The organism is Streptomyces sp. NPDC002144, assembly GCF_053593695.1.
In genome coordinates, this window is the sequence record NZ_JBSFDB010000009.1 from 45193 (window position 1) to 61689 (window position 16497).

Annotated in this window: 16 protein-coding genes; 10 read left to right on the forward strand and 6 right to left on the reverse strand. The window is 71.2% G+C overall.

Annotated features, from left to right (window positions below; translation table 11 throughout):
- Position 1: 1 nt before the first annotated feature.
- The 3 genes from ACWCQ1_RS15635 to ACWCQ1_RS15645 are packed head-to-tail and all read right to left on the reverse strand — an operon-like array spanning position 2 to position 2416.
- Positions 2-391 (reverse strand): DUF742 domain-containing protein, encoded by a 390-nt coding sequence (locus ACWCQ1_RS15635; RefSeq protein WP_133049787.1) that lies wholly within the window; start codon positions 389-391, stop codon positions 2-4.
- Positions 384-1229: a roadblock/LC7 domain-containing protein gene (locus ACWCQ1_RS15640; protein ID WP_207930061.1), complete on the reverse strand. Its 846-nt coding sequence runs from the start codon at positions 1227-1229 to the stop codon at positions 384-386. The genes ACWCQ1_RS15635 and ACWCQ1_RS15640 overlap by 8 nt, the downstream gene beginning before the upstream one ends.
- The gene (locus ACWCQ1_RS15645; RefSeq protein WP_133049786.1) at positions 1226-2416 is read right to left on the reverse strand and encodes an ATP-binding protein; all 1191 of its coding nucleotides are present in this window, start codon (positions 2414-2416) and stop codon (positions 1226-1228) included. The genes ACWCQ1_RS15640 and ACWCQ1_RS15645 overlap by 4 nt, the downstream gene beginning before the upstream one ends.
- 462 nt (positions 2417-2878) lie before the next feature.
- Between ACWCQ1_RS15645 and phoU the strand changes: the two genes are divergently transcribed.
- Positions 2879-3553, forward strand: coding sequence for a phosphate signaling complex protein PhoU (phoU, locus tag ACWCQ1_RS15650; RefSeq protein ID WP_133049785.1), 675 nt, complete (start codon positions 2879-2881; stop codon positions 3551-3553).
- Positions 3554-3582: 29 nt separating this feature from the next.
- On the opposite strand, the gene ACWCQ1_RS15655 is transcribed toward phoU, so the two are convergent.
- A complete protein-coding gene (locus ACWCQ1_RS15655) occupies positions 3583-4971 on the reverse strand; it encodes a glycoside hydrolase family 43 protein (RefSeq protein ID WP_451026693.1) in 1389 nt (462 codons plus the stop codon).
- 262 nt (positions 4972-5233) lie between these two features.
- On the opposite strand from ACWCQ1_RS15655, the gene ACWCQ1_RS15660 reads away from it, so the two are divergent.
- The 5 genes from ACWCQ1_RS15660 to ACWCQ1_RS15680 all read left to right on the forward strand — a co-directional run bounded on the left by ACWCQ1_RS15660 (position 5234) and on the right by ACWCQ1_RS15680 (position 9448).
- Positions 5234-6655, forward strand: coding sequence for an amidase (locus ACWCQ1_RS15660; protein WP_451026694.1), 1422 nt, complete (start codon positions 5234-5236; stop codon positions 6653-6655).
- A gap of 26 nt (positions 6656-6681) precedes the next feature.
- Positions 6682-6900 carry a hypothetical protein gene (locus ACWCQ1_RS15665; protein WP_207929898.1) on the forward strand — a complete coding sequence of 73 codons (219 nt, stop codon included), beginning with the start codon at positions 6682-6684 and terminating at the stop codon, positions 6898-6900.
- A 166-nt stretch (positions 6901-7066) separates the two neighbouring features.
- Positions 7067-8554: a flotillin family protein gene (locus ACWCQ1_RS15670; protein ID WP_358602554.1), complete on the forward strand. Its 1488-nt coding sequence runs from the start codon at positions 7067-7069 to the stop codon at positions 8552-8554.
- A gap of 191 nt (positions 8555-8745) precedes the next feature.
- Positions 8746-8958 (forward strand): antitoxin, encoded by a 213-nt coding sequence (locus tag ACWCQ1_RS15675; protein ID WP_358602557.1) that lies wholly within the window; start codon positions 8746-8748, stop codon positions 8956-8958.
- Positions 8959-9001: 43 nt separating this feature from the next.
- A complete protein-coding gene (locus ACWCQ1_RS15680; RefSeq protein WP_208777716.1) occupies positions 9002-9448 on the forward strand; it encodes a type II toxin-antitoxin system PemK/MazF family toxin in 447 nt (148 codons plus the stop codon).
- Between the two features lie 249 nt (positions 9449-9697).
- Here ACWCQ1_RS15680 and ACWCQ1_RS15685 read toward each other — a convergent pair whose 3' ends face one another.
- Entirely contained in the window at positions 9698-10522 is an 825-nt protein-coding gene (locus ACWCQ1_RS15685) for a TIGR02452 family protein (RefSeq protein ID WP_451026695.1), read from the reverse strand.
- A gap of 289 nt (positions 10523-10811) precedes the next feature.
- Between ACWCQ1_RS15685 and egtA the strand changes: the two genes are divergently transcribed.
- Genes egtA through egtD form a run of 4 tightly spaced genes read left to right on the forward strand, consistent with a single transcriptional unit; the run spans position 10812 to position 15188 of the window.
- Positions 10812-12122: an ergothioneine biosynthesis glutamate--cysteine ligase EgtA gene (gene egtA, locus ACWCQ1_RS15690; protein ID WP_451026696.1), complete on the forward strand. Its 1311-nt coding sequence runs from the start codon at positions 10812-10814 to the stop codon at positions 12120-12122.
- Complete coding sequence (gene egtB / locus ACWCQ1_RS15695) at positions 12119-13438, forward strand: ergothioneine biosynthesis protein EgtB (protein WP_451026697.1); 1320 nt, start codon at positions 12119-12121, stop codon at positions 13436-13438. The genes egtA and egtB overlap by 4 nt, the downstream gene beginning before the upstream one ends.
- The gene (gene egtC, locus ACWCQ1_RS15700) at positions 13438-14229 is read left to right on the forward strand and encodes an ergothioneine biosynthesis protein EgtC (RefSeq protein WP_358602566.1); all 792 of its coding nucleotides are present in this window, start codon (positions 13438-13440) and stop codon (positions 14227-14229) included. Before egtB ends, egtC begins: the two co-directional genes overlap by 1 nt.
- Complete coding sequence (gene egtD, locus ACWCQ1_RS15705; RefSeq protein ID WP_358602569.1) at positions 14226-15188, forward strand: L-histidine N(alpha)-methyltransferase; 963 nt, start codon at positions 14226-14228, stop codon at positions 15186-15188. Before egtC ends, egtD begins: the two co-directional genes overlap by 4 nt.
- A 12-nt stretch (positions 15189-15200) precedes the next feature.
- On the opposite strand, the gene ACWCQ1_RS15710 is transcribed toward egtD, so the two are convergent.
- Entirely contained in the window at positions 15201-16460 is a 1260-nt protein-coding gene (locus ACWCQ1_RS15710; RefSeq protein ID WP_358602572.1) for an extracellular solute-binding protein, read from the reverse strand.
- Positions 16461-16497: the final 37 nt, after the last annotated feature.

The window sequence follows — 16497 nt, forward strand, 5'->3', positions numbered from 1 at the left end:
GCTACGCTCCGAATCGGGATTTCAGGCCATCGAGGACGGCACCGAGCAGTTCTCGGTCGAGGGGATCGGCGCGCGGCACGGGCTTTCTGACGAGGACGAGACCGCTCTCCTCCAGCTGTGCCAGGAGAATGCGCACGACGCCCAGGGGCAGGTGCGTATGGCCGGCCACCTCGGCCACGGACAGGAAGCCGTCGGCGACCAGGTCCATGATCACCTGGCCTTCCGGGGACAGCGTGCGGGCCGCGGCGGCGCCCTCCTTGCGCGCGGTCACGAGAGCGGTGCGCTCGTACTCCTGGTCCGGAGGCAGAGCACGCCCGTTCGTGATCACGAACAGTGGCACTAATGAGGACGTCAGTTCCAGATGCGGCTCCTGCCCGTACTCGTCAGACATCGCTGCGCACCCCCTCCCGCGGCATCCGGTACTCGCCCAGCCGGGCCACCGCCTGGTGCAGGCGAGTGGTGAACTCCTCGATGTCGGTGTCGTGTTCGGCGGCCGCGGCCAGCAAGGAGCCGCCGCTGGCCGCGATCAGGAAGATCCAGCCGTGCTGGAACTCGATGACCGTCTGCCGCCACCCGGCGTCGTCTTGAACGCCCGCGAACCGCGACGTCACACGGCTGTAGGCGTGAATGCCCGTCATGGCCGCGGAGATCGTGTCCACGAGATCCCGGTTGATGCCCGAAGTCGCCCCGCGCGGCAGGCCGTTGACCCCGAGGAGCACGGCGTGCCGGGCCCCGCGCACGTCCGCGATCACCTCGTCGAGGTCGTCGAGGACCAGTCCCGAACGGTCGGCGCCCGCGTCCCGGGCCGTGCCGGCCGCGCCCTGGGGCGGCTCCTCCGCCTCCACGCGCGGCGGCGCGGTCAGGTTGTTTCCCAGCCGGGCGACGAGCCGGTGCATACGGAAGGAGATCTGCTGGATGTCGACGTCGGGTTCCGCGGCGGCGGCCAGGTAGGCCCCCTGCCCCGCCCCGATCAGGAAGATCCACCCGTGGGAGAACTCAATGATCGTCTGGTGCCACTGCGGGTCCTCCACCGGCTCGATGAAGTGCGCCGTGGCCCGGCTGAGCGACTGCATCCCGGCCATGGCGGCGGAGATGGTCTCGACATCCCTCTCCAGCAAGCCGTCGGTGGCCCCACGGGGGATGCCGTCCGCGGAGAGCAGGACGACGTGACGTGCCTTGGGCACATTGGTCACGATGTCCGTGAGCATCCACGACAGGTCGGTGGTCATGCGTCTTGGGACCCTTCGCTGGACGCGGAGTCGAGGTTGCGGCCCGAGAGCGTGCCTCGCTGCAGGGCACCGAGGGCGCCCAGACTGCGGCCGGAGGCGCGGCCCGCGTCCTGGCCCGCCCGGGACGGCGCACGCCCGTCCTGACCCGAGACGCCCGCGACGGGGGTCTGCCGACTGGCCCGCTTGGGCAGCCCGTGCACCGTGCGGGGCCTGTCACCCGTCCCGCCGTCGGCCCCTCGGACGATGCTCACCGGGGTGGCCTGGTCGACCGGGGAGGGCTGCTCCTCCGTCCACAGCTCCTCGGGCAGCAGCACCACGGCACGGACTCCGCCGTAGCGGGAGACACCGGTGACGTCCACCCGGAAGCCGTGCTGGCGGGCGAGGAGGCCGATCAGGGGGAAACCGAACTTCGGCTGGGTGCCCAGCTGCGACAGACGCGGGACGAAGTCACCGGACAGCAGGGCGCTGGCCCGCTGCCGGTCCTCGTCGTTCATGCCGACGCCGGCGTCGTCGATGATGATGCACAGGTTGCGCTGGACGCGCTGGAAGGTCACCTCGATCGGCGCGTCCTGCTGCGAGAAGCTCGCAGCGTTGTCCAGCAGCTCGGCCACCGCGAGGGAGACCGGCGAGACCGCGGACGCCTTCAGCGCGAAACCGGTCTGCTGCATGATCTCGACGCGGCGGAAGCTGCGGATCTGCGACTGCGCACTGCGCACCACGTCGTAGACGCTCGCGGCCCGGTTGCGGCGGCCGACCGGCGCACCGCACAGCACGGCGATGCCCTGCGACTTGCGCTGCATCTGCGCGTTGGCGTGGGTCACTTCCAGAAGATCGCCGAGCACCGCGTGGCCGCCGTACTTGCGCTGGAGGTCCTCCAGGACCGCCATCTGCTCGGCGGCCAGACCCTGCAGGAAGCGGGCCGAGCCCTTCAGTACCGCCTTGGTGCTCTCCTCGGATGCCTCCTCGGCCTCCCGGATCGTGCCATCGAACTCCTGCTGGTACTTCTGCAAGGCGGCCTGGACAGACAGCACTTGGGTCTGGGCGGCGTTGAGCTGGCTCGTCAGCGATGCCTCGGTCTGTCGCTTTCTCTCCCCCAGGGCCCTGTTGCGGACGACGAGCACCACGATCACCGCGACGGCTATCGCCGTCACCGCAACCAGGCACCACGCAAGCACGTCTCGACTCATGGAAACCTTTCCCGACGCATGAAATGCAGACGTAGACGGATGCACTCCCCCGCGAGTACGCACCCGCGACACACACAGCGCCTGCCCGAGCGCGGTGGCGCGGAGAGCAGGCTGACCTCAAGTCAGCGCCTGAAGTGAGTGGATCAAGGTCGCAGATGCGGGGATGCTACCACCGGAAGCCACGCGTCCAAGAGCCGCCCTCCCCTTCCTCCGCAACTTCAACACGCCGTCTAATAGGCCAAGTTGGGGGACACGGAGAATGCTGCGGGAATGCGTCGACGCCACCGGGCATCGTTCACGGAGAATTCACGCGGGAACGTCGGGTCGACCTCCCGTATTGATCAGCGGTGAGGAGCCGTTCCGGTGCCGCGGGTCTTGACCGGTCCTTTCGCCTCCGGGCCGGTGCGATGTGCGAGGCTGACAGGGGTGGCACGGGCCCAGGAACGGGATGGTGAAGATCCAATGCGCGAGGCGTATCACAAGGAACTAGAGTCGATCACCGAGGCACTGGTCGAGATAGCGAACCTGGTCGGTTCGGCCATGGGGCGCGCCACCGGTGCCCTGCTGGACACCGATCTGCAGGTCGCGGAGCAGGTGATCTCCACCGAGGAGCGGATCGAGGAGCTCCAGCGGGACCTGGAGGAACGGGCGATCGCGGTACTGGCCCGCCAGCAGCCGGTCGCCACGGACCTGCGGATGGTGGTCACCTCGCTGCGGATGAGCGCGGACCTGGAGCGCTGCGGTGTGCTGGCCCGGCATGTCGCCACGGTGGCCCGCCGCCGTCATCCCGCGCACGCCGTGCCGCAGGACCTTCGTCCCACGATCCTGGAGATGGGCCAGCTCGCCCAGCGGCTGATGGCCCAGGCGGCCGACGTTCTCATCACCCAGGACGTGGAGGCGGCCCTGCGGCTCGAGCAGGACGACGACCGCATGGACGAGCTGCACCGCATGATCTTCCACCACCTGATGGACGACCGCTGGCACCACGGCGTCGAGACGGCCGTCGACGTCACCCTGGTCGGCCGCTACTACGAACGCTTCGCCGACCACGCCGTCTCCATCGCCCGCCGTGTGGTCTACCTCGTGACGGGCGAACGCGCCGACGACTACCTCCCTGACACTCCCCTGATGCCCTGACCTGCCTCGCTGCCGCGGAGGGGGTCGGCTCAGGCCCAGGCCGTGACCGGCACGAACGAGCTGTCCTGGCGGAACAGGTCCGTCCCGTCCGTCACGTCCAGGCGCAGCTGGTAGTCGTAGTGCCGCAGGTAGTAACCGGGGTAGTTGTACGACTCCCAGCGGATCGAGCCCGACGTCGCCCCCGTCCGTGCGATGAACGTCGCGTCCCTCGCGAACGTGGACGTGCCGTCGTTCGCGTCGAAGCGGCCCCGGAAGCCGTAGTGGCGCAGGTGGTTCCCGGAGGCGTCCCGGAAGGAGAAGGCGTCGGAGTCGGCGAGACCGGAGACGACCGTGAAGGTGGACGCCGTCTTCTCCGCGCTCGTGCTGGACGCGGTCACCACGGGGAGGTTGAGGAGGGAGGACTGCTCCTGCCAGTAACGGGTGGTGTAGTTCGCCGACCGGAAGGAACGCGTGACGTTCTTCGACAGGCTGGGACCGCCCGACACCGTCTCCTTGATCACCGTGAAGTGGCGTGCCGTGCCGGAGATCGAGGGCAGGGCCTTCGGAGCGGTCCAGGTGGCGAAGGTGTCGTAGCTGTCGCTGTAGTAGTAGGCGCCGTCGCCGTAGCCGTCGAAGAAGATCCGCCAGGCGCCGTTGTCCAGTCGGATGACGGAGGGGCCCTCGCGGTAGCTGCCCCAGCCGGCCCAGTCACCGGTTTTGGAGATCGTGTAGGGGCCGGTGAGACTGGTCGCGGTGCCGTACTCGATGTACTTCGCCGTCTCGTTCTTCGTGAACGCGTGGTACGTCGAGCCGATCCGCACGATGTACGTGTCGATGTGATTGCTGCCGATGCCGGAGAGTGTGGTCGGTGAAGTCCACGCAGTCAGAGCGGAGTTGGTGGCCCTCAGGACGTACGGGGTGAAGATCCACTCGTCGTCGGTCGTCGAGCAGGAGACGATCACGTTCACGCTGCCGTCGCCGTCGACGAACCACTCCGGCGCCCACGCCCGGGACAGGTCGGCGATCGGCACGGTGTAGTCGTACAGGAACGTCCAGGTGGCCCGGTCGGCGCTGCGCGCGAAGCCGATCGTCGTGCTGACGTCCTGCCAGGTGTGGGTGGTGTAGGTGAGGTAGTAGTAGCCGTCCGTGTGCCTGAAGACGCTCGCGTCGCGGATTCTGTTGCTCGGGGGTGTGTACGCCGAGGACCGCACGAGGCGGAAGTCGGTGGCGTCGTCGGACTCATAGACGTTCACCGTGCCGTCGTCGCTGTCGAGGAACGGGACGATGGTGCAGCGGGTGGCGGAGCGGGGCGCCGGTGCGGCAGCGGCCGCCGTGCCGAGCAGGCCCGGGAGTTCGCCCAGGACGAGCGACGAGGCGGGCAGGGCGGCCATCGCGCGCAGGAGGGCGCGGCGGGACGGGGCGGGGCGTCGAGTGCTCACGTGCGGCTCCTTGGGCCAACCGAGAACCAGGGCGTCCGATGTGCAATTTTTCGAACAAGGTTCGGCACGTCGGTCAGAAGGTAAGGGTGAGGCAAGGGGGCGTCAATGGTTCGAGCACGACTTGCTGTTGCCTGTGGGGCGGCTGTGCCCCCGCCGAGTGGCCACTCAAGTCCCTTGCGGCAGAGGGATGTTCGAGATTCCGTACCGCTGCGGGGCCGCGGACGTTACCGTTCGGTAGACAGACGTTCGCGGAGGTGGCCCCATGACGTTCGACCGTGCCGCAGGACTGGCGGAGTCCGCACGGGCGCTGGCCGCCGGTGAGGTGACCTCCCGTGCGCTCGTCGAGCAGGCGCTGGCACGGATCGACGCGACTCAGTCCTCCCTCAACGCCTTCAGGGTCGTCCGCGGCGAGGCCGCCCTCGCCGAAGCGGACGCAGCGGACCGGGAGTTGGCCGCCGGCGTCCGCAAACCGCTGCTCGGCGTGCCCGTCGCCGTCAAGGACGACATGGATGTGGCCGGCGAGCCGACCGCCTTCGGGTGCGAGGGGAAGTTCCCGCCGGTGGCCCGGGACGGGGAGGCGGTACGGCGGTTGAGGGCCGCCGGGGCCGTCGTCGTCGGCAAGACCAACACCTGCGAGTTCGGGCAGTGGCCCTTCACCGAGGGCCCCGCGTTCGGCGCCACCCGCAACCCGTGGAATCCGGAGCACACGCCAGGCGGCTCCTCCGGCGGTTCGGCCGCCGCCGTCGCCGCCGGGCTCGTGCCCGCCGCACTGGGCTCCGACGGCGCCGGATCCGTCCGCATCCCCGCCTCCTGGACCCATCTGGTCGGCATCAAGCCCCAGCGCGGCCGCATCTCCACCTGGCCCCGCGGCGAGTCCTTCCAGGGCATCACCGTCAACGGCACCCTCGCCCGTACCGTCGCCGACGCGGCCCTGCTGCTCGACGCGGCGAGCGGCAACCACGACCTCGACCCCCACCGCCCGGCCCGCATCGACGCCTCCGAGGCGGTCGGCCGCGATCCCGGGCGGCTGCGCATCGCTCTCGCCCTCAAGCCGCCGTTCACCGCGCTGCCGGCCCGTCTGCAGCCGGAGGTGCGCCGACGCGTCGTCGAACTCGCCGAAAAACTCGGCTCCTTGGGGCACCTGGTGGAAGAGGCCGACCCGCCGTACGGCCAGATCGGGCTGACCTTCATCCCCCGCGCGACCGTCGGCCTCGCCGAACGCGTCCGCGAGGCCCCCTTCCCCGCCCTCCTCGACCGGCGCACCCGCGACGCCGCGCGGCTCGGCCGGCTGCTCGGTGGGGCGCCGCTGCGGGTGGCGCGGCGGCAGGAGGCGGTACTGCACCGTCGTATCGGCGCGTTCTTCCGCTCGTACGACGTCGTGCTCGCGCCCACCACGGCCGCTCCCCCGCCGCGCATCGGCGCGATGCTGCCGCTGAGCGGGCTCGCCACCGACCGCGCGATGATCGCCGCCTGCCCCTACGCCTGGCCGTGGAACGTACTGGGCTGGCCCGGCGTCAACGTCCCGGCCGGCTTCGTCGACGGACTGCCCGTCGGCGCCCAACTCCTGGGCCCCGCGGGCAGCGAGCCGCTGTTGATCTCCCTCGCGGCGCAGGCGGAGGCCGAGTTGCGCTGGCACGAGGCGTGGCCGCCGCCGCAGGTCGTCACCGATGCAACGGCGGCGTAGGCGGGACGGGCCCGTACCCTGTGACCATGGACGATGCGTCGATGGTCGGGCTCATGGGGCGGGTCACCGGCACGGTCGGGCCCGGGCTCGTCGGCGAGGTGATCGTACGGGTGCGCGGCGGGGCCGAGCACTTCCTCGCGTATCCGGCCACCGGGACGGCGCGGATCGAGCGGGGCACGGTGGTGATGGTGGTGGAGTACCTGCCGCCGCGGACGGTCTACGTGACCGAGGCGTACGACGGCTGAGCCGTCCTCTTACCTCACGTGAGCCCGCTTCCGCGCAGGTGAGAGCCTGTTCAAGGGGGCCTGCGTCAAGAAAACGACAAGGATTCGCAGGCGTCTTCACCCCGGCGCCGCGCGGGAGCACACTCCCTTCGTTCGGTGCCGAGAGGGCACCATGCAAAGGGGGCGTATGCCGATGGTTGTCGGCGTCGTTGCGGGAGTGGTGGTCGCCGCCATTCTCGTTCTGGTCGGTCTGTTCAAGGCGATGTGGCGTGTCGCGGAACCCAACGAGGCGCTGGTCATCTCCGGCTCCAAGCACCGTACCGAGGGCTTGGAGGAGGGCATGGGATTCCGCATCGTCACCGGGCGGGGCACCCTGGTGCTGCCCGGTGTGCAGGCGGTGCGCAAGCTCTCGCTCGATCTGAACGAGACCGAACTGCACGTGGACTGCGTGACCCACCAGGGCATTCCGCTCAAGGTGCGGGGCGTGGTCATCTTCAAGGTGGGCGACGACTTCGTGTCGATCGCCAACGCGTCCCGGCGGTTCCTGGACCAGCAGAAGCTGATGGCGGAGCGGGTGCACAACGTGTTCGCCGGTCATCTGCGGTCCATCGTCGGCGGGTTGACGGTCGAGGACATGATCCGCGACCGGGAGAAGCTCACCGCGCAGACCCGGGCCGCCTGCGGCACGGAGATGGAGAAGCTGGGGCTCATCGTCGACTCCCTGCAAATCCATGAGATCGAGGACCCGACCGGGTACATCCAGAACCTGGCGATGCCGCACGCGGCGGCCGTCCAGCGGGACGCGCGCATCGCGCAGGCGGAGGCGAACCGGCTGGCCACCGAGGCCGAGCAGCAGTCGTTCGCGCGGATGGCGGAGGCGACCCGGGACAGTGAGATCCTGCAGGCCGGCTACCAGGCCGAACGGGACAAGGCGGCCGCGAAGGCGCGACAGGCCGGTCCGCTGGCGGACGCGGCCGCACGGCAGGAGGTCGTCGTCCAGGAGACACGGGTCGCCGAACTCGAGGCGCACCGGCGGGAGCAGCAACTGCAGGCGGACGTCCGCAAGCCGGCGGACGCGAAGGCCTACGAGAAGCGCACGCTGGCCGAGGCCGAGCGTGACGCGCGGATCTCGGCGGCGCAGGCCAAGGCGAAGGAGACGGAGCTCGCGGCGGCGGCCGAGGCGACCCGGGTCAAGACGGCCGCGGGGGCCGAGGCCGAGGCGACCAAGAGCCGGGGTTCCGCCACGGCGGCCGCCACCCGGGCCACCGGTGAGGCCGAGGCGGCGGCCGCGCAGGCGAGGGGTCTGGCGGACGCCGAGGCGACCAAGGCCAAGGGTCTCGCCGAGGCGGAGGCCATCAAGGCGCGGGCCGCCGCCCTCGCCGAGAACCAGGAGGCCGTCGTCGCGCAGCAACTCGCCGAGAACTGGCCGGAGATCGTGAAGGCGGGCGCGTCCGCCTTCGGCAGCGTCGACAACATGGTGGTGCTCAACGGGGCCGACGGCATGGCCGACATGCTCGCCAAGGCACTCACCATGGGCGGTACGGGCCTTGGCCTCGCCCGCCAGCTGCTCGCCTCCATGAACCAGAACTCCCAGCCCGCGAACGGCACTTCCCCCTCCCTGAACGGCATCGTTGCACCGCCGTCGCAGAAGGTGCCGGTGGAGAAGGAGGGTTAGCGGACGGGGGTCCGCACAGCACATCCCGGGGGTCCTCGGCTTCGAGGGCCCCCGGCCCGTGTGCGCCGCCGGTGCTCGCGGTTCGTGCCCCGTGTGCATCACGCGCCCTCTTGTCCGCAGCCGTCGTACCCGGCGAGCATCGCCCTGTATCCGGTCACGCGGTCACGGCCGCGACTCGAGGAGGACGCCCGATGTTCGAGTCCCTGAAGAACCTCAAGGACAAGGCGGAGGACATCGTCGAAGCGCACGGCGAGGCCGTCGGAGAAGGGCTGGAGAAGGCGGGCGACATCATCGACGACCGCACGGACGGCAAGTACGGAGACCAGATCGACACCGGCGTGGAGAAGGCCAAGGATCTGGTGGAGCGGCTGCGTCAACAGGCTGCGGAGGAGTCCTCCGACTGAACCTGCCGGCGTACCCCGCGCGGACAGACCTTAAGGTGCGTGCGTGACTGCGTTTACCGATGAGAACGTTCCCGGGCGCTTCGGCGCCAGTGCCACCACCGAGGCCGATCCGCGCCGGGTGGGCACGGTGCGTACCGAGTACTCCCCCGCGCATGACGGCGACCCCGACCCGGGCGAGATCGTGTGGACGTGGGTGCCGTTCGAGGAGAACGACGGCCGCGGCAAGGACCGCCCCGTCCTGGTCGTCGCCCGCGAGGCCACCGGCACCCTGCTCGCCGTCCAGCTGTCCAGCAAGCGGCACGACGGCGACCGCGAGTGGGTCGCGATCGGCAGCGGGCCCTGGGACCGCTCGGGGCGTGACTCATGGGTCGACGTGGACCGGGTGCTGCGCCTGCACGAGGAGGGAATGCGCCGCGAGGCCTGCGCGCTGGACCGGGGCCGGTTCAACCTGGTGCGGCAGCGGCTCGCGGAACGGTACGGGTGGAGCTGACCGAGCTGCTCCGAGCGGGGCATTGGCTTCCTCAGGGCTCCACCCGCGGCCTCACGGCCGGTGCCGTCGGCCTCGCCCGGCTGACCGTCCACCGCCGCCGCCCCGGCATGCGGATCGGCCGCGCCCGCTGCACAATCTCGCCGACCCTGAACAATCTCGCCGACGCGGGAACTCCGCCCGTCCTTCGTCCGTCTAGCTGGGTGAGTCCCCCGCAGCATCCCCCGTCTGCGGGGGACTCGCCGGCTTCGGCTACGGCTGGAGCTGGCGCTGCGGGAACGCCCGTACGAACGTCGCTCGGACCGTCTGACCGGCCGTGCGGTCCAGAATGCCGAACGTGACGTGCTCGAAGGTCGCGGCGAAGCGGCCGCCCGGGCCGAACAGCGCGCGGAAGGCCCCGGCCACCTGGGCCGGGTCGTTCTGGAAGACTCCGCAGCCCCAGGCGCCCAGCACCAGGCGGCGGTAGCCCTGGGCCGCGGCCGTCTCCAGCACCCGCTCGGCGCGTGTCGTCAGGGCCTGCGGCAGCTCGGCGGCCCGCTCGGGCGTCGTACGGCGGACGACGCCGGCGTTCGGGGCCGCCGCCGTGAGGAAGCCGGCGGTGAACGGCTCGTCGAGCAGGCGGCCGTGGTCGTCGCGGAAGACGGGTACGGCCGGTGAGTGGATGACACGGTCCGTGTAGAACGGGTCGCGGTGGGCGCGGTGGTGTTCGTAGAACTCCGGCGCCTGAAGCAGGCACGTGTAGAGCGCGGAGGCGCGGCACAGGGCCTCCTCCTGGGCCTGCGCGCCTTTCAGGAAGCCGCCGCCGGGGTTGCGGGCCGAGGCGAAGTTCAGCACCGCGACCTCGCCGCCGACCCGGCGGGCCGCCTCCAGGCTGCTCTCGCCGGTGACCTCGAGGAACGTCTCGGCGGAAACGGCCTGCGGTGTCCGTATCGGATCGGGCCCGTACATGGCCGTACCGGCTCGGGCCGCCGCCACCGCCGCCGCGATGGACACCTCGCGTCCGTCGGGCGCGCGATACGCGCCCGCCGCCACGATCTGCTCGGTCTCGTGTGCGATGCCGCGCAGGCGCGCGCTCATGGCGCCACCCCCGTCGGCGCCGTGTGCGCGCGCCGTGCGCGCTCCCCCGTCGTGCTCATGCACGCATCCTGGGTGATGCTGGACATGCGGTGCAACGGAGTTTTCCGCACCCGTGAACGCCCAGGAAAACCGCAGAAAACAGCCGGATCGAGGAGATTACCGAGTCGGAACGTGGCGGTACGCACCCTTGTGCGAATCGGCGCGAGGGTTTTGGGTGGGACGGGTGTCGCCGTCCGGGAGCCCCGGCGCCCCGGTCGACGGCACGGTGGAACCTCAGAAGGGATCCGACATGTCCGATTCAGCGACCGACTGCAGCGACTGTACGGAGCCTCGCACCGCCCTCACCGAAGCCGAGGTGGAGGCCCTGGTACGGGGCATATGTTTCAAGACCGGCCCGCCCCGAGGCGTCGGGGTCGAACTGGAATGGCTCGTCCACGAGCTGCGCGACCCGCGGCTCCCCGTGACTCACGAACGACTCCGAGCGGCCTATGCCGCACTGCGGACCGTGCCCCTGAGGTCGGCGCTCACCATAGAGCCCGGCGGCCAGCTGGAGCTGAGCTCGCCGCCCGCCGCCTCCCTGACGGAGTGCATCGGTACCGTATCCGCCGACCTCGACGCCGTCCGTACGGCGCTCGCCGGGCACGGTCTCGGCCTGGTCGGCATCGGACACGACCCCTGGCACTCCCCGCGCCGGTTCCTGCACGAGCCGCGCTACGACGCCATGGAGGCCTGCCTGGACCGCACCGGTCCGGCCGGCCGCCGCATGATGTGCACCTCGGCGTCGGTGCAGGTGTGCCTCGACGCCGGGTACGAGGAGCCCGGCCCCCTCGGCCACGGCCGGCGCTGGTGGCTGGCGCACCAGCTGGGCGCGGTCCTGGTGGCCGCCTTCGCCAATTCGCCGCTGGCCGACCGTGAGCCCACGGGCTGGCGCTCCACCCGGCAGCTGACCTGGATGGAGATCGGCACCGGCCGGGCGGGAGGCCCTCCGCTGGAGGGCGATCCGCGTGCCGCCTGGGCCCGGCACGTCCTGGACTCGCCGGTGATGTGCGTACGGCGCGAGGGCGCGCCCTGGGACGTTCCGGAGGGGCTGACCTTCCGGGAGTGGACCAGGTCGCGCACGCCCGGGCGGCCGACCCGCGCCGATCTGGACTACCACATCACGACCCTGTTCCCGCCGGTCAGACCGCGCGGTTTCCTGGAGCTGCGCATGATCGACGCGCAGCCCGGCGAGGACGGCTGGATCGTCCCGCTCGCCGTGACCACGGCGCTCTTCGACGACCCCTGGGCCGCCGAGACCGCCTACCGCACGGTGAAGCCCCTGGCCGAGCGGGCCATGGCGCTGCCGGCGCCGCACAACCCGCTGTGGCTGGACGCGGCCCGCTCGGCTCTCTCCGACCCCGAGCTGCACGAGGCGGCCGTCACCTGTTTCGCCGCGGCGATCGAGGCACTGCCCCGGATCGGCGCCACCCCCGAGGTCACGGCCGCCGTCACGGCGTACCGGGACCGTTATGTCGTTCAGGGCCGCACCCCGGCCGACGAGCTGCTCGAGCGTGTGTACGACACGGCCGGGCGCACCCACGGGAAGGACCTCCGCACATGACCGACCCCGCCATCGACGCCGAGACGCTCCGTGAGCGGGCCCTGACCACCCTGACCACCGCGCGCGACCGCACCACGCTGCTGACCAGCTGCGTCGAGGAGCCCGACCTCACGGCCCAGCACTCGCCGCTGATGTCCCCGCTGGTGTGGGACCTCGCCCACATCGGCAACCAGGAGGAGCTGTGGCTGCTGCGGGGCGTCGCCGGCCGGGAGGCGATACGCCCCGAGATCGACGGCCTGTACGACGCCTTCGAGCACCCGCGCTCGGAGCGGCCCTCGCTGCCGCTGCTGCCGCCCGCCGAGGCCCGCGCCTACGCCGCCGAGGTGCGCGGGCGGGTGATGGACGTGCTGGAGCGCGCCGACTTCCACGGCACTCGGCTGACGGAGGCGGGCTTCGCCTTCGGGATGATCGCCCAGCACGAACAGCAGCACGACGAGACGATGCTGATCACCCATCAGCTCCGCAAGGGCCCGCAGGCCCTGACGGCTCCCGACCCTGAGCCGGTCGCGCTGTCCACCGGACCTGCCGAAGTCCTCGTCCCCGGCGGCCCGTTCACCATGGGAACCTCCAGCGAGCCGTGGGCGCTGGACAACGAACGCCCCGCGCACCGGCGCGAGGTGGCTTCCTTCCACATCGACACCACACCGGTCACGAACGGCGCCTACCAGGCGTTCATCGACGACGGCGGCTACGACAACGAACGCTGGTGGACGGCGGAGGGCTGGGCGCACATACGCGAACACTCCATCACCGGCCCGCTGTTCTGGCGCCGTGACGGCAAGCAGTGGCTGCGGCGCCGCTTCGGCGTCACCGAGGTCGTGCCGCCCGACGAGCCGGTCGTCCACGTGTGCTGGTACGAGGCCGACGCCTACGCCCGCTGGGCCGGGCGGCGGCTGCCCACCGAGGCCGAGTGGGAGAAGGCCGCCCGGCACGATCCGGCCGGGAACCGCTCGATGCGCTACCCGTGGGGCGACGCCGACCCGGCCCCGGAGCACGCCAACCTCGGCCAGCGGCATCTGCGCCCGGCCCCGGCGGGCAGCTACCCGGCCGGGGAATCGCCGCTCGGCGTACGGCAGTTGATCGGTGACGTGTGGGAGTGGACGGCGAGCGACTTCCTGCCGTACCCGGGCTTCGAGGCGTTCCCGTACAAGGAGTACTCGGAGGTGTTCTTCGGACCGGAGTACAAGGTGCTGCGCGGCGGCTCGTTCGCCGTGGACCCGGTGGCCTGCCGGGGCACGTTCCGCAACTGGGACTACCCGATCCGGCGGCAGATCTTCTCCGGGTTCCGCACCGCCCGGTCCGCGGGAGACGTCTGATGTGCCGTCATCTGGCGTATCTGGGCCCCGAGGAGCCGCTGGGCCGGCTCCTCGTGGAGCCCGCGCACAGCCTGTACCGCCAGTCGTGGGAGCCCCGGCGGCAGCGGTACGGGACGGTCAACGCCGATGGTTTCGGCGTGGGCTGGTACGCCGAGGGCGATCCGGTGCCGGCCCGTTACCGGCGTGCCGGACCCATCTGGGCGGACCTGTCCTTCGCGGACCTCGCGCGGGTGATCCGCACCGGCGCGCTGCTGGCCGCCGTACGTGACGCGACCCTCTCGGGCGCCGACGCCGAGGCCGCGGCGGCCCCCTTCGCCACCGGGCCCTGGCTGTTCAGCCACAACGGTGCCGTCAAGGGCTGGCCGCGGTCGCTCGCACCGCTGGTGGAGAGCCTGCCCGCGGTCGACGTGCTGTCCCTGGAGGCCCGCAACGACTCGGCGCTCGTCTGGGCGCTGGTCCTGGCCCGGCTGCGGGCCGGCGACGAGGAGGGGCAGGCGCTGGCCGACACCGTGCTGGAGGTCGCCGAGGCGGCCCCCGGTTCCCGGCTCAACCTGCTGCTCTCCAACGGCGAGACCATCACCGCCACCGCCTGGGGCGACACCCTCTGGTATCTCAACTCCCCCGGCCGCAGCACCGTCGTGGCCTCCGAGCCCTACGACGACGATCCGCACTGGCAGGAGGTCCCCGACCGCACCCTGCTCGCGGCGAGCCGCACCGACGTGCTGCTCACCCCCCTGAAGGAGCCGAGCGAGACCTTGGCCCCCGCACCCTCGAAGGAGCCCCGTACGTGAGTCCGTTCCTTCTCACCCGCACCCTGCCCGAGGACGCCACCGACGCCGCCCTGCGCGCCGACGTCCTGCAGGGCCTGACCGGCACGCCGAAGACCCTGCCGCCGAAGTGGTTCTACGACGCCCACGGCAGCGAGCTCTTCGAGCAGATCACCGAACTGCCCGAGTACTACCCCACCCGCGCCGAACGCGAGATCCTCGTCGCCCGCGCCGGCGAGATCGCCGCGGCCACCCGGGCCCGTACGCTCGTCGAACTGGGCTCCGGCTCCTCGGAGAAGACCCGGTTCATCATCGACGCGCTCAGCGACCTGGACACGTACGTCCCCGTGGACGTCAGCGAGAGCGCGCTCACGCAGGCCGGGCACGCGCTCATCGCCGAACGCCCCGGGCTCCAGGTGCACGCTCTCATCGCCGACTTCACGGCGAGTCTGGCCCTGCCGGACACGCCGGGTCCCCGGCTGATCGCCTTCCTGGGCGGGACGATCGGCAACCTGCTGCCGGTCGAGCGGGCCGCGTTCTTCGCCGCGATCCGCTCCCTGCTCTCCCCCGGTGACGCGCTGCTGCTCGGCACGGACCTGGTCAAGGACGAGAAGGTGCTGGTACGGGCGTACGACGACGCGGCCGGTGTGACGGCGGCCTTCAACAAGAACGTCCTGACCGTCGTCAACCGGGAACTGCATGCCGACTTCGATCCCGGCGCCTTCGACCACGTGGCCCTGTGGGACCGGGAGAACGAGTGGATCGAGATGCGGCTGCGCTCCCGTACGACCCAGACGGTGAAGATCCCGGCACTGGATCTCGCCGTCGACTTCGCGGAGGACGAGGAGCTGCGCACGGAGGTGTCGGCGAAGTTCCGCAAGGAGGGCGTACGCGCCGAACTGGCCTCCGCCGGGCTGGATCTGGAGCACTGGTGGACGGACGAAGAAGGGCGGTTCGCGTTGTCGCTGAGCCTGGTGCGCTGACCGCCGGTCTCCTCAGTCCAGGCGGTTCAGGACCGCCGTGATGCGCCGGGAGGCCTTGCGGGCCTCGGTCGCCGGGTCCGCGCCGGTGAGCACCCGCGTCATGTACTGCTTGATCGGGTTGTCCTCCTCGACCGCGCCCCACTGCGGTGTGGCGGGGGTCGCCCGGCCCCGTGCGGCGCCGGCCGCCATGGCCGCGACCCCCTCCTCACCGGCGACGTGCCGGGCGAGGGACCTCTTGTTGGGGACGTAGTTCATGGCGCGCGCCAGCTCGGTGTCCCATCTGGCGCCGGTCAGCGCGGCGACGACGGCCACAGCACCGTCCCGTTCGCGGGTGGTGTTCGGTACGACGAGGTCGGAGCCGCCGATGAAGACGGCACCGGGCCGCCCGGCGGCCTTGCCCGGCACCGGGAAGAACCCCAGCTTGCCCTGCAGGCCGGGGTTCTGCTGGACGACGGTGCGGGCCAGGCCGGGCAGCGCGATGATCTGCGCGACCCGACCCTTGGCGAACACGCCGGCCTGGGGCGGGTGTTCCTCGTCGGCGCCGGCCGGACCGTCGCCGAGTGCCTGCAGGCGCCGGTAGAAGTCCATGCCGCGCAGGGCGGCCGGGGTGTCCAGCGAGCCCCGCCAGCCGGCGCCGTCGCTGTCCCCGTCGTCCGCCAGGCCGCCCCCTTCCTCCCAGATGAAGCCGGCCAGGGTGTACCAGTCCTGTCCCGCGAGGTAAATGCCCTGATCACCGCCGGAGTTGAGGCGTTCGGTGACGGTGAGCCACTCGTCGTGCGTGCGGGGCGGGGAGGTGATGCCGGCCTTGGCGAAGAGGTCCTTGCGGTAGATGACGACACGGTTGGCCGCGTACCAGGGGATGCCGTACTGGTGGGACATGAGCTGCCCCGGCTCGGCGAGGCCGGGCAGCCAGTCGCGGCTGCCCCAGTGCAGGGCCGACTCCAGTGTCAGGTCCAGCAGCCGGTCGTCCTCGACGTACTGCGGGACCTGGGTGTTGCCGACCTCGATGACGTCGGGACCGGTGCCCGAGTCGTCGTCGAGCGCGCGCTGGACCTTCTGGCCGATGCCGCTCCACTGCTGGATGCGGATGTCCAGGCGCAGATGGCTGTTGTCGCGCTCGAAGGCCTCGGTGAAGCGGTGCAGGAAGTCCTGCGAGGCGCTGTCCTTCATCAGCCACACGGTGACGGTGCGTCTGCCTTCCCCGCCCGGCACGAGTGCGCACCCGCCGAGCAGGCCGAGGGAGGCGAGGGAGAGCAGGCTTCGACGTCTCACGGGGGGTCCTGTTCTGTCTGACGGACAGGGCGAAGGT

Excerpts from the sequence above, each read along its gene's own strand:
- ACWCQ1_RS15635 (WP_133049787.1), bottom strand. The coding sequence starts at position 391 with ATGTCTGACGAGTACGGGCAGGAGCCGCATCTGGAACTGACGTCCTCA.
- ACWCQ1_RS15640 (WP_207930061.1), bottom strand. The coding sequence starts at position 1,229 with ATGACCACCGACCTGTCGTGGATGCTCACGGACATCGTGACCAATGTG.
- ACWCQ1_RS15645 (WP_133049786.1), bottom strand. The coding sequence starts at position 2,416 with ATGAGTCGAGACGTGCTTGCGTGGTGCCTGGTTGCGGTGACGGCGATA.
- phoU (WP_133049785.1), top strand. The coding sequence starts at position 2,879 with ATGCGCGAGGCGTATCACAAGGAACTAGAGTCGATCACCGAGGCACTG.
- ACWCQ1_RS15660 (WP_451026694.1), top strand. The coding sequence starts at position 5,234 with ATGACGTTCGACCGTGCCGCAGGACTGGCGGAGTCCGCACGGGCGCTG.
- ACWCQ1_RS15665 (WP_207929898.1), top strand. The coding sequence starts at position 6,682 with ATGGACGATGCGTCGATGGTCGGGCTCATGGGGCGGGTCACCGGCACG.
- ACWCQ1_RS15670 (WP_358602554.1), top strand. The coding sequence starts at position 7,067 with ATGCCGATGGTTGTCGGCGTCGTTGCGGGAGTGGTGGTCGCCGCCATT.
- ACWCQ1_RS15675 (WP_358602557.1), top strand. The coding sequence starts at position 8,746 with ATGTTCGAGTCCCTGAAGAACCTCAAGGACAAGGCGGAGGACATCGTC.
- ACWCQ1_RS15685 (WP_451026695.1), bottom strand. The coding sequence starts at position 10,522 with ATGAGCGCGCGCCTGCGCGGCATCGCACACGAGACCGAGCAGATCGTG.
- egtA (WP_451026696.1), top strand. The coding sequence starts at position 10,812 with ATGTCCGATTCAGCGACCGACTGCAGCGACTGTACGGAGCCTCGCACC.
- egtB (WP_451026697.1), top strand. The coding sequence starts at position 12,119 with ATGACCGACCCCGCCATCGACGCCGAGACGCTCCGTGAGCGGGCCCTG.
- egtC (WP_358602566.1), top strand. The coding sequence starts at position 13,438 with ATGTGCCGTCATCTGGCGTATCTGGGCCCCGAGGAGCCGCTGGGCCGG.